The following is a 12,511-nucleotide window of genomic DNA, read 5'->3' as shown; positions in this document are numbered from 1 at the left end:
TGGGGCCGTTGCTCTGCATTGGGCCCCAGTAAGCGCTGAAGCGCTAACTGGGGCCGTTGCTCTGCATTGGGCCCCAGTAAGCGCTGAAGCGCTAACTGGGGCCGTAAAAAAAACCCACGGCATGTCGTGCCGTGGGTTTCGATCCTGCACCGTCGCGCACCAGCCTCGAGAGGCACTTGCGCAACGCTGCGGAAGAGGCGGCGCATCGCGCCGCCCATGCATCACTCCGCCGGATGCTGTTGCTGCTGCTCGTCCGCGGGCGTCTCGGGCGGACCGAAGTCGAACGCTTCTTCCGCGGCGATCTGATCGAAACGCTCGCGGTCCGAAGCCTCCTTGTTCTTGCGCGCCTTGTGGAACGCAAGACCGGTACCGGCCGGAATCAAGCGGCCGACGATCACGTTTTCCTTCAGCCCGCGCAGATCGTCGCGCTTGCCCATGATCGCCGCTTCGGTCAGCACGCGCGTCGTTTCCTGGAACGATGCGGCCGAGATGAACGAATCGGTCGACAGCGACGCCTTCGTGATACCGAGCAGCACGTTCTCGTACGTCGCCGGGCGCTTGTCTTCCGCCGTCATCCGGTCGTTCTCGTCGAGCATGTCCGACCGCTCGACTTGTTCGCCCGGAATGAAGCGCGTATCGCCGTTATCGACGATCTGCACACGGCGCAGCATCTGACGCACGATCACTTCGATGTGCTTGTCGTTGATCTTCACGCCCTGCAAACGGTACACGTCCTGCACTTCATCGACGATGTAGCGCGACAGCGCCTCGACACCCTGCAAACGCAAGATGTCGTGCGGATCGGCCGGACCGTCCACGATCATTTCGCCCTTGTTGACGACCTGACCATCATGGACGAGCACCTGCTTTTCCTTCGCGATCAGGAACTCGTGCTGCTCACCTTCGAGGTCCGTGATGACGAGACGCTGCTTGCCCTTCGTATCCTTACCGAACGAAACCGTACCGGTGACTTCCGCGAGAATGCCGGCGTCCTTCGGCGAACGCGCTTCGAAAAGCTCGGCCACACGCGGCAGACCGCCGGTAATGTCACGCGTCTTCTGCGATTCGGTCGGAATACGCGCAAGCACTTCACCGACCTGCACCTGCTGTCCGTCCTTCACCGTGATCAGCGCGCCGACCTGGAAGCCGATCTGCACCGCATGCTCCGTGCCGGGGATTTTCACTTCGTCGCCGCTCGCATCGAGCAGCTTCACCTGCGGACGGACCGTCTTCGAGGCTTGCGAACCGCGGCGCTTCACGTCGATCACGACGAGCGTCGACAGGCCCGTCACATCGTCGATCTGCTTCGCGACCGTCACGCCTTCCTCGACGTTCTCGAACTTCACCGTACCACCGTACTCGGTGATGATCGGACGCGTGAGCGGATCCCACGTCGCGAGCTGCGTACCCGCCTTGATCTGCGCGCCGTCGAGCTGCAACAGCGTCGCGCCGTACGGCACCTTGTGACGCTCGCGCTCGCGGCCATGATCGTCCGTGATCATCGCCTCGCCCGAACGCGAAATGACGATCTGCTCGCCCTTCGCGTTGGTCACGTAGCGCATCGTCGACGTGAAGCGCACCGTACCGTTGCTCTTCGCTTCGACCGACGAAGCCACCGCCGCACGCGACGCCGCACCGCCGATGTGGAACGTCCGCATCGTGAGCTGCGTACCCGGCTCGCCGATCGACTGCGCCGCGATCACACCGACCGCTTCGCCGACGTTCACGAGCGAGCCACGGCCCAAATCGCGGCCATAGCATGCTGCGCACAGACCATAGCGCGTCTCGCAGGTGAGCGGCGTGCGCACCCGCACTTCGTCGATGCCAAGACGCTCGATTTCCTCGACCGCCACTTCATCGAGCAGCGTGCCGGTCTCGTACAGCGTTTCCTGCGTCTCGGGGTTGACGACGTCGGCGGTTGCGACGCGGCCGAGAATCCGGTCGCGCAGCGCTTCGACGACTTCACCGCCTTCCACGAGCGCCTTCATCGCCACGCCGTTGCTCGTGCCGCAATCTTCTTCCGTCACGACCAAATCTTGCGTCACGTCGACGAGACGGCGCGTCAGGTAGCCCGAGTTCGCCGTCTTCAGTGCCGTATCGGCCAGACCCTTACGTGCGCCGTGCGTCGAGATGAAGTACTGCAGCACGTTCAGGCCTTCGCGGAAGTTCGCCGTAATCGGCGTCTCGATGATCGAGCCGTCCGGCTTCGCCATCAGGCCGCGCATCCCGGCGAGCTGACGGATCTGCACCGCGGAGCCGCGCGCACCCGAGTCGGCCATCATGTAGATCGAGTTGAACGACTCCTGGCGGACTTCATTGCCGTCGCGATCGGTGACCGGCTCCGTCGAGAGCTGTTCCATCATCGCCTTGCCGACCGCTTCCGACGTTGCCGACCAGATGTCGACCACGTTGTTGTAGCGCTCTTGCGCGGTGACGAGACCCGACATGTACTGGCGGTCGTACTCCTTCACCTTCTTCGCGGCGTCGCCGACGATCACTTCCTTTTGCGGCGGCACGAGCATGTCGTCGACGCAGATCGAAATGCCCGCGCGCGTAGCCAGACGGAAGCCCGACTGCATCAACTGGTCCGCGAAGACCACCGTCGCGCGCAGACCGCACTTGCGGAACGCGGTGTTGATCAGGCGCGAGATTTCCTTCTTCTTGAGCGGCTTGTTCAGCACCGAGAACGGCAGCCCCGGCGGCAGAATTTCCGACAGGATCGAGCGACCGACCGTCGTCGCATAAAGCGAGATCTTCGGCACGAACTGCGGCGCACCTTCCGACGTGTCTTCGTTCGCCACCATTTCGGTGATCCGCACGTTCACACGCGAAGCCAGCTCGACTTCCTTGTTTTCATAGGCGCGCAGCACTTCCGACACGCCCGTGAACGACATGCCTTCGCCCTTGCCGTTGACCGCTTCGCGCGTCGCGTAGTAAAGGCCGAGCACGATATCCTGCGACGGCACGATCGACGGATCGCCGTTGGCCGGGAACAGGATGTTGTTCGACGCGAGCATGAGCGTGCGCGCTTCCATCTGCGCTTCGAGCGACAGCGGCACGTGCACGGCCATCTGGTCACCGTCGAAGTCGGCGTTGAACGCCGCGCAAACGAGCGGGTGCAGCTGGATCGCCTTGCCTTCGATCAGCACGGGCTCGAACGCCTGGATACCGAGACGGTGCAGCGTCGGTGCGCGGTTCAGCATCACCGGATGTTCGCGGATCACCTCTTCGAGGATGTCCCACACCACTGGCGTCTGATTCTCGACTTCCTTCTTCGCAGCCTTGATCGTCGTCGCCACGCCCATCACTTCGAGCTTGTTGAAGATGAAAGGCTTGAAGAGTTCGAGCGCCATCAGCTTCGGCAGACCGCACTGGTGCAGCTTCAGCGTCGGGCCCACCACGATGACCGAACGGCCCGAGTAGTCGACGCGCTTACCGAGCAGGTTCTGACGGAAGCGGCCGCCCTTGCCCTTGATCATGTCGGCGAGCGACTTCAACGGACGCTTGTTCGCGCCCGTCATCGCCTTGCCGCGGCGGCCGTTGTCGAGCAGCGAATCGACGGCTTCCTGCAGCATCCGCTTTTCGTTGCGGACGATGATCTCCGGCGCCTTGAGCTCGAGCAGACGCTTCAGGCGGTTGTTCCGGTTGATGACGCGACGATAGAGGTCGTTCAAATCCGACGTCGCGAAACGACCACCATCGAGCGGCACGAGCGGACGCAACTCGGGCGGCAGCACCGGCAGCACTTCGAGCACCATCCATTCAGGCTTGATGCCCGAACGCTGGAAGGCCTCGAGCACTTTCAGGCGCTTGGCGAACTTCTTGATCTTCGCTTCGGAGCCCGTGTTCTTGAGCTCCGTGCGCAGCGTTTCGACCTGTTCGTCGATATTGATCGCGCGCAGCAGTTCGCGCACGCCCTCCGCACCCATCTCGGCGCGGAACTCGTCACCGTACTCTTCGACCTTGTTGTAGTAATCCTCTTCGGTCATGATCTGCCGCGCCTTGAGCGGCGTCATGCCCGGGTCGATCACCACGTATGCTTCGAAGTACAGCACGCGCTCGATGTCGCGCAGCGTCATGTCGAGCACCATGCCCAGACGCGACGGCAGCGACTTCAAGAACCAGATGTGCGCGACGGGCGAGGCCAACTCGATGTGGCCCATACGCTCGCGGCGCACCTTGGCGAGCGTCACTTCGACGCCGCACTTCTCGCAGATCACGCCACGATGCTTCAAGCGCTTGTACTTGCCGCACAAGCATTCGTAGTCCTTGATCGGGCCAAAGATCTTCGCGCAGAACAAGCCGTCACGCTCGGGCTTGAACGTACGATAGTTGATCGTCTCGGGCTTCTTGACTTCACCGAACGACCACGAACGGATCTTGTCGGGCGAAGCCAGACCGATCTTGATCGCGTCGAAAACTTCTTCTTGTTGGACTTGCTTGAATAGATCGAGCAGAGCTTTCATTGCCTTCTCTCCGTAGTCCGATTAGTTGCGGTCGAGGTCGATGTCGATGCCGAGCGAGCGGATTTCCTTCACCAGCACGTTGAAGGATTCCGGCATGCCCGCGTCGATCACGTGGTCGCCCTTGACGAGGTTCTCGTACACCTTCGTCCGGCCCGTCACGTCATCGGACTTCACCGTCAACATTTCCTGCAGCACGTACGAAGCGCCATACGCTTCGAGCGCCCACACTTCCATTTCACCGAAGCGCTGACCACCGAATTGCGCCTTACCACCGAGCGGCTGCTGCGTGACGAGCGAGTACGGGCCCGTCGAACGCGCGTGCATCTTGTCGTCGACAAGGTGATGCAGCTTCAGGTAGTGCATGTAGCCGACCGTCACGGGCCGTTCGAATGCTTCACCCGTGCGACCGTCGAACAGGCGGACCTGGTTCTTGGACGCAGTCATGCCGAGCTCTTGAGCAACGTCGTCGGGGAACGCGAGATCGAGCATCTTCGACATTTCCTCTTCGGTCGCACCGTCGAACACCGGCGTGGCAAACGGCACGCCTTCGCGCAGATTCTTCGCGAGCTCGAGAATCTCGTCGTCGCCGAAGCCTTCGAGCTCCTCGGCACGACCCGACTCGTTGTAGAGCTTGGTCAGGAACACACGCAGTTCTTCGATCTTCGCCTGACGCTGCAACATCTCGCCGATACGCCAGCCCAAACCCTTCGCGGCCCAGCCGAGATGCACTTCGAGCACCTGACCCACGTTCATCCGCGACGGCACGCCGAGCGGATTGAGCACGACGTCGGCCGGACGGCCGTCCGCCATATAGGGCATGTCTTCGATCGGCACGATCTTCGACACGACGCCCTTGTTCCCGTGGCGGCCTGCCATCTTGTCGCCAGGCTGCAGGCGGCGCTTGACGGCCAGATACACCTTGACCATCTTGAGCACGCCCGGGGGCAGCTCGTCGCCCTGCGTCAGCTTCTTGCGCTTCTCTTCGAAGGCGAGATCGAACTGGTGACGCTTTTGCTCGATCGAATCCTTGATGGCTTCGAGTTGCGCTGCCGCGTCTTCGTCCGCGAGGCGGATATCGAACCAGTGATAGTGGTCGAGATCCTCCAGGTACGCCTGGTCGATCTTCGTGCCCTTCGCCAGCTTCTTCGGACCGCCGTTCGCGACCTTGCCGACGAGCATGCGCGCAAGACGCTGGAAGGCGTCGCCTTCCACGATGCGCAGCTGATCGTTCAAGTCGAGACGGTAGCGCTTGAGTTCATCGTCGATGATCTGCTGCGCGCGCTTGTCGCGCTGAATGCCTTCGCGCGTGAACACTTGCACGTCGATGACGGTGCCGCTCATGCCCGAGGGCACGCGCAGCGACGTATCCTTCACGTCGGATGCCTTTTCACCGAAGATCGCGCGAAGCAGCTTTTCTTCCGGCGTCAACTGCGTCTCGCCCTTCGGCGTGACCTTGCCGACCAGCACGTCGCCCGCCTCGACTTCAGCGCCGATGTAGACGATGCCCGACTCGTCCAGACGCGAAAGCTGCACTTCCGCGAGGTTCGAGATATCGCGCGTGATTTCTTCCGGTCCGAGCTTCGTGTCGCGAGCGACGACGTTCAGCTCCTCGATGTGAATCGAGGTGTAGCGATCGTCCGCAACAACCTTCTCCGAGATCAGGATCGAATCCTCGAAGTTGTAGCCGTTCCACGGCATGAACGCGACGAGCATGTTCTGGCCGAGCGCGAGCTCGCCCAGATCCGTCGATGCGCCATCGGCCAGCACGTCACCGCGCAAGACCCGGTCGCCCACCTTCACGATCGGACGCTGGTTGATGTTCGTGTTCTGGTTCGAGCGCGTGTACTTGATGAGGTTGTAGATATCCACACCCACATCGCCCGCGACCGCTTCGTCGTCGTTCACGCGAATGACGATACGGCCCGCGTCGACATAATCGACCACGCCGCCGCGCAGCGCCTGAACCGTCGTACCCGAGTCGACCGCCACCGTGCGCTCGATACCCGTGCCGACCACCGGCTTTTCCGGACGCAGACACGGCACCGCCTGCCGCTGCATGTTCGAGCCCATCAACGCGCGGTTCGCATCGTCGTGCTCGAGGAACGGAATCAGCGAGGCAGCAACCGAAACGATCTGCGACGGCGCCACGTCCATGTACTGGATGCGGTCCGGCGTCACCATCAGCGTTTCGCCGGCCTCACGCGACGACACGAGTTCGTCGGTGAGCGTACCGTCCTCGGCCACTGCCGCGTTCGCCTGAGCGATCACGTAGCGGCCTTCTTCGATAGCGGACAGATAATCGATCTGATCCGTCACCTTGCCGTCGACGACCTTGCGGTACGGCGTTTCCAAAAAGCCGTACTCGTTCAGGTGCGCATAGAGCGCGAGCGAGTTGATGAGACCGATGTTCGGACCTTCCGGCGTTTCGATCGGGCACACACGGCCATAGTGGGTCGGGTGCACGTCGCGCACCTCGAAGCCGGCACGCTCGCGCGTCAGACCGCCCGGGCCCAATGCCGAGACGCGACGCTTGTGCGTGATCTCCGACAGCGGGTTCGTCTGGTCCATGAACTGCGAAAGCTGCGACGAGCCGAAGAACTCGCGAATCGCCGACGAAATCGGCTTCGAGTTGATCAGGTCGTGCGGCATCAGGTTTTCGCTTTCCGCCTGGCCGAGACGCTCCTTCACCGCACGCTCGACGCGCACGAGACCGGCGCGGAACTGGTTCTCCGCCAGTTCGCCGACGCAGCGCACGCGGCGATTGCCGAGGTGATCGATATCGTCGACTTCGCCCTTGCCGTTGCGCAATTCGACGAGGATCTTGATCGTGGCCAGGATGTCGTCGTCTTGCAGCGTCATCGGGCCCGTGATCTCGTCACGGCCGACGCGGCGATTGAACTTCATGCGGCCGACCTTCGACAGGTCGTAGGCGTCTTCGCTGTAGAAGAGGCGATTGAACAGCGCTTCGACCGCTTCTTCGGTCGGCGGCTCGCCCGGACGCATCATGCGGTAGATGGCAATGCGCGCGGCCGTCTTGTCGGCCGTTTCGTCGATGCGCAGCGTCGAGGAGATATACGGGCCTTGGTCCAGATCGTTCGTATAGAGCGTCTGGATGTCCTTGACCTTCGCTTCGCGCAGCTTCTCGAGCGTGGTTTCGGTGATTTCTTCGTTAGCGTTGGCGATCACTTCGCCCGTTTCGCCGTCGACGACGTTCTTGGCGAGCACACGGCCAAGCAGATAGTCCTCCGGCACGGAGATGAACTTCGTCTTCGCGTTGTCGAGGTCGCGAATATGCTTCGCGTTGATCCGCTTGTCCTTCTGGACGATCACGTTGCCGTCGCGGTCCGTGATGTCGAAGCGCGCGACTTCGCCGCGCAGACGCTCGGGCACGAACTCCATCTGCGCGCCTTCGCCCATCAGGGTGAAGTTGTCGAAGACGAAGAAGTTGGCGAGGATCTGCTCGGGCGTGAGGCCGATTGCCTTGAGCAGGATCGTGACCGGCATCTTGCGGCGACGGTCGACGCGGAAGTACAGAATGTCCTTCGGGTCGAATTCGAAGTCGAGCCACGAGCCGCGGTAGGGAATGATCCGTGCCGAAAAGAGCAGCTTGCCAGAGCTGTGCGTCTTGCCCTTGTCGTGTTCGAAGAACACGCCCGGCGAGCGGTGCAGCTGCGAGACGATCACACGCTCGGTGCCGTTGATGACGAACGAGCCGGTCGGTGTCATGAGCGGAATTTCGCCCATGTAGACTTCCTGCTCCTTCACCTCCTTCACGACCGGCTTGCTCGGCGACTCTTTATCGAGCAACACCAGGCGTACCTTGGCGCGCAGCGCCGAGCAATAGGTGAGGCCGCGCTGCTGGCATTCCTTGATGTTGAATGCCGGCGGCGACAACGCGTAGCTCACGAACTCGAGGCGCGCGAAGCCGTTGTGCGAAACAATCGGAAAAACAGACGAAAACGCCGCCTGCAGGCCCTCGGGCTTGCGTTGCGCGGTGAGCACGTCCGCTTGCAGAAACGTGCTGAATGATTCAAGCTGGGTGGCCAGCAGGAAAGGTACTTGGTGAACGATGGGGCGCTTCGCAAAGCTCTTGCGAATGCGCTTCTTCTCGGTGAAGGAATATTGCATACGATCTCCGAATCACGGCGGGCATTGTCGAGGCGAGATGCCTGGATCTGGGAACCCGAGTGTTCACCGACTGAGACCCGATGGCCGTCCTGAGGCTTGAACGAGCCTAGAAGCTTGGTGGTTGGCCGCTACCAACCGCTGGCTGACGGCTGCGGATGCCTGTGTTGCCCGCAGCCCGACCAAACTTGCCTTCTGCAGTCGCTTCAGAAGACAAAGAAAAATGTCGCTCGGCAACACCGAGGGGCAATTTTCTTTGGCCTCTTCGTCCGGCCTCATGGGGTTGCATCCGCGTCGCCCGAGCTGCGAAACGACGCAGCGAAAGGCGCAGCGAAACGCAGTCCCCACAAAGCACAAAAAGGCCGGCGGTGAAAAACCGCCAGCCTTCGCTGAGCGAAGTCGATCGTTACTTGATCTCGGCCTTCGCGCCAGCGTCTTCCAGCTTCTTCTTCGCCTCTTCGGCAGCGGCCTTGGGCACCGCTTCCTTGACGGGCTTCGGTGCGCCGTCGACGAGGTCCTTCGCTTCCTTCAGGCCCAGGCCCGTCAGTTCGCGAACGGCCTTGATGACCGACACCTTGTTCGCACCGGCTTCGAGCAGGTTCACCGTGAATTCGGTTTGCTCTTCAGCCGCTGCGGCTGCACCGCCACCCGCTGCCGGGCCTGCCACTGCGACAGCAGCAGCCGACACGCCAAACTTCTCTTCGAACGCCTTGACGAGCTCGTTCAGTTCCAGAACCGACATCGAGCCAACGGCTTCCAGAATGTCTTCTTTTGCGATTGCCATTTGAAATACTCCTAAATTGAATTCGGATACAGCCAGCGATCCTTGACGGACGTTACGCTCGGCCGAAGTGCATCACGCGTGACCTGCCGAGCGAACTCAGGCGGCCTCGCCCTGCTTCTTCTCCGCGAGCGCAGCAAGTGCGCGCGCAAAGCCCGAAACAGGCGCTTGCATGACGAACAACAGCTTGGAGAGCAACTCCTCGCGGCTCGGGATGTTGGCGAGCGCTTGCACGCCAGCCTTGTCCATCACCTTGCCTTCGTAGGCACCGGCCTTGATGATCAACTTGTCATTGCCTTTGCCGAAGTCATTGACGACCTTGGCAGCAGCAATGGCATCTTCCGAGATGCCGTAGATCAGAGGACCGGTCATCTGCTCAGCCAACGGAGCAAACGGGGTACCTTCGACGGCGCGACGCGCCAGCGTGTTCTTCAACACGCGCAGGTACACCTGTTGCTCGCGCGCTTTCGCGCGCAGCTTCGTCAGATCGCCAACCGCGATTCCACGATACTCCGCAAGCACCATGGTCTGGGCTTTCGCGACTTGCGCGGAAACCTCAGCCACGACGGCCTGCTTATCTTCTTTATTGAGTGGCACGGTTAACCTCCAGATTCGGCATGGTTGGCAGGAAGCCTCACATGCCGCGTTCAACAACGGCGTCCGAGGTGTTAGGAGTATTTCGGGCGGACCGCCTGCGCATCGCTGCACAAACAACCGACCTCATCACTGCAAAACTGTTTCGGGTTCGCCATCTGCGTTGGCCTGCATTAAGGGAGCGCCCATGAAGCTGCGTTCCCGCCAACGGTCTTTGACAACCGGCCGCGTCAAGCGAACTGCCTTGCCGCGACCGCCCAAAGCCCTTTAAATCCGCGTCGGCGAATGACACCGCCGACACGGTTCGATTCCTTACTGCGCGGCGAGCGTCGCCTGATCGACGCGCACGCCCACACCCATCGTGCTCGACAATGCGATCTTGCGCAGGTACACGCCCTTGCTCGTCGCCGGCTTCGCCTTTTGCAACGCCTCGACAAGTGCCGAAAGGTTCGTGCGCAGCGCGGTCGGCTCGAACGATGCACGTCCGATCGTTGCGTGGATGATCCCCGCCTTGTCGACGCGGAACTGGACCTGGCCAGCCTTCGCGTTCTTGACAGCCGTGGCGACATCCGGCGTAACCGTGCCGACCTTCGGGTTCGGCATGAGACCGCGCGGACCGAGGATCTGACCGAGCGTACCGACGACACGCATCGTATCGGGCGACGCGATGACCACGTCGAAATTCAGATTGCCGGCCTTGATCTGTTCGGCGAGATCTTCCATGCCGACGATTTCGGCGCCTGCGGCGCGGGCCTGCTCGGCCTTGTCGCCTTGCGCGAACACGGCGACGCGGACCGACTTGCCGGTACCGGCGGGCAGAACCACCGAACCGCGGACCACTTGATCCGACTTCTTCGCATCGATGCCGAGTTGAACCGCGACGTCGATCGACTCGTCGAACTTGGCGGTCGCGCATGCCTTGACGAGGGCGAGCGCATCGTCGATCGGGTACAGTTTCTGCGAATCGACCTTAGCCGCGAATGCTTGCAAACGCTTCGATACCTTAGCCATTTACACGCCCTCCACGGTGATGCCCATCGAGCGGGCGCTGCCAGCGATCGTGCGGACCGCGGCGTCCAAATCGGCTGCCGTCAGATCGGGCATTTTGGCCTTGGCGATCTCTTCGGCTTGCGCGCGCGTGATCTTGCCGACCTTGTCCGTATGCGGCTTGCTCGATCCCTTGTCGATCTTCGCTGCCTTCTTGATCAGAACCGTTGCCGGCGGCGTCTTCAGGATGAACGTGAAGCTCTTGTCGGCAAACGCGGTGATCACGACGGGAACCGGCAGACCCGGCTCCATCGATTGAGTCTGCGCGTTGAACGCCTTGCAGAACTCCATGATGTTCAGGCCACGCTGGCCCAGCGCCGGACCGACCGGCGGCGACGGATTGGCTTTACCTGCAGGGATCTGCAGTTTGATAAAGCCGATGATTTTCTTTGCCATTTCGACAACCTCGTTGGAACGCGAAGATGCTGCGTTCGGTGAGTAGTAACGCGCGTTCGCCCGATCGATCCAAGGCTACTGACGCTCCTCAACGGTCATGACGCGGACCGTAAGCGCGGAAAGACGGAGCGCTCGCGAACGAGCGATCCGTCGATATTCGATTACAACTTCTCGACCTGCCCGAATTCGAGCTCGACAGGCGTGGCGCGCCCGAAGATCGTGACCGACACGCGAACGCGCGACTTCTCGTAATTCACTTCCTCGACCGTGCCATTGAAGTCCGTGAACGGGCCTTCCTTGACGCGAACCATTTCGCCGACCTCGAACAATGTCTTGGGGCGCGGTTTTTCGACGCCCTCTTGCATCTGCGACATGATCTTTTCGACTTCGCGCGGCGAAATCGGGCTCGGCCGATTGCGCGCGCCGCCCACGAAGCCCGTGACCTTTGCCGTGTTTTTCACGAGGTGCCACGTTTCGTCGGTCATTTCCATCTCGACGAGCACGTAGCCGGGAAAGAAGCGCCGCTCGGTGACCGACTTATGACCACCCTTCACCTCGACCACTTCTTCCGTAGGCACGAGAATCTGGCCAAACTTGTCTTGCATGCCGGCTCGCTCGATGCGCTCCTGAAGCGCGCGCTGCACGCTCTTCTCCATACCGGAGTAGGCATGCACGACGTACCAACGTTTACCGCTCGGAGATGCCGGAGTATCGCCACTCATATCATTTCCAACCCAGAATCACCGAGAAAATGACCCACTCGATGGACTTATCGCTGATCCAAAGGAGCACCGCCATGACGAGCACGAAGCCGAACACGACAAGCGTGGTCTGCGACGCTTCTTTGCGAGTCGGCCAGACCACCTTGCGGACTTCCTTGTAGGAATCCTTGGCGAACGCGATAAAACCCTTACCGGGGGAGGAGGAGACCGACCACAACACCCGCGACCACGCCAACCAACAGGGCTGCGCCGCGCACATACCATTCCTGGCCGCTGAGCCAGAAGAATCCTACGAACCCGGCCACGACCAGCAGTACGCCCGCGATAAGGATCAGTTTGTCGCTGGATGTATCCACAACTTCGACGGAAGGATTCGCCAT

Annotated in this window: 7 protein-coding genes and 1 pseudogene; all 8 read right to left on the bottom strand. The window is 61.4% G+C overall.

Annotated elements, in window-relative coordinates; all coding sequences use genetic code 11:
* Positions 1-221: 221 nt before the first annotated feature.
* A complete protein-coding gene (gene rpoC / locus ACR9ZC_RS08425) occupies positions 222-4,466 on the bottom strand; it encodes a DNA-directed RNA polymerase subunit beta' (protein WP_481579959.1) in 4,245 nt (1,414 codons plus the stop codon).
* 21 nt (positions 4,467-4,487) lie between these two features.
* On the bottom strand, positions 4,488-8,594 hold the full coding sequence (gene rpoB / locus ACR9ZC_RS08420; RefSeq protein ID WP_331566671.1) for a DNA-directed RNA polymerase subunit beta: 4,107 nt from the start codon (positions 8,592-8,594) through the stop codon (positions 4,488-4,490).
* A gap of 403 nt (positions 8,595-8,997) precedes the next feature.
* A complete protein-coding gene (gene rplL / locus ACR9ZC_RS08415) occupies positions 8,998-9,375 on the bottom strand; it encodes a 50S ribosomal protein L7/L12 (protein WP_173256823.1) in 378 nt (125 codons plus the stop codon).
* Between the two features lie 96 nt (positions 9,376-9,471).
* On the bottom strand, positions 9,472-9,969 hold the full coding sequence (gene rplJ / locus ACR9ZC_RS08410) for a 50S ribosomal protein L10 (RefSeq protein ID WP_481579958.1): 498 nt from the start codon (positions 9,967-9,969) through the stop codon (positions 9,472-9,474).
* A gap of 309 nt (positions 9,970-10,278) precedes the next feature.
* Positions 10,279-10,977: a 50S ribosomal protein L1 gene (gene rplA / locus ACR9ZC_RS08405; protein ID WP_331566673.1), complete on the bottom strand. Its 699-nt coding sequence runs from the start codon at positions 10,975-10,977 to the stop codon at positions 10,279-10,281.
* Positions 10,978-11,409, bottom strand: a complete 432-nt coding sequence (gene rplK / locus ACR9ZC_RS08400; RefSeq protein ID WP_331566675.1) for a 50S ribosomal protein L11 — start codon at positions 11,407-11,409, stop codon at positions 10,978-10,980. It lies immediately after the preceding gene.
* Between the two features lie 161 nt (positions 11,410-11,570).
* Complete coding sequence (gene nusG, locus ACR9ZC_RS08395) at positions 11,571-12,131, bottom strand: transcription termination/antitermination protein NusG (protein ID WP_173256819.1); 561 nt, start codon at positions 12,129-12,131, stop codon at positions 11,571-11,573.
* A 1-nt stretch (position 12,132) separates the two neighbouring features.
* Positions 12,133-12,511 (bottom strand): annotated as a pseudogene (gene secE / locus ACR9ZC_RS08390) (preprotein translocase subunit SecE).

The organism is Trinickia sp. HAY1-2D (genome assembly GCF_056754935.1).
This window is presented reverse-complemented; position numbering and strand designations above follow the sequence as displayed.

Excerpts from the sequence above, each read along its gene's own strand:
- nusG (WP_173256819.1), bottom strand. The coding sequence starts at position 12,131 with ATGAGTGGCGATACTCCGGCATCTCCGAGCGGTAAACGTTGGTACGTC.
- rpoB (WP_331566671.1), bottom strand. The coding sequence starts at position 8,594 with ATGCAATATTCCTTCACCGAGAAGAAGCGCATTCGCAAGAGCTTTGCG.
- rplA (WP_331566673.1), bottom strand. The coding sequence starts at position 10,977 with ATGGCTAAGGTATCGAAGCGTTTGCAAGCATTCGCGGCTAAGGTCGAT.
- rplL (WP_173256823.1), bottom strand. The coding sequence starts at position 9,375 with ATGGCAATCGCAAAAGAAGACATTCTGGAAGCCGTTGGCTCGATGTCG.
- rplK (WP_331566675.1), bottom strand. The coding sequence starts at position 11,409 with ATGGCAAAGAAAATCATCGGCTTTATCAAACTGCAGATCCCTGCAGGT.
- rpoC (WP_481579959.1), bottom strand. The coding sequence starts at position 4,466 with ATGAAAGCTCTGCTCGATCTATTCAAGCAAGTCCAACAAGAAGAAGTT.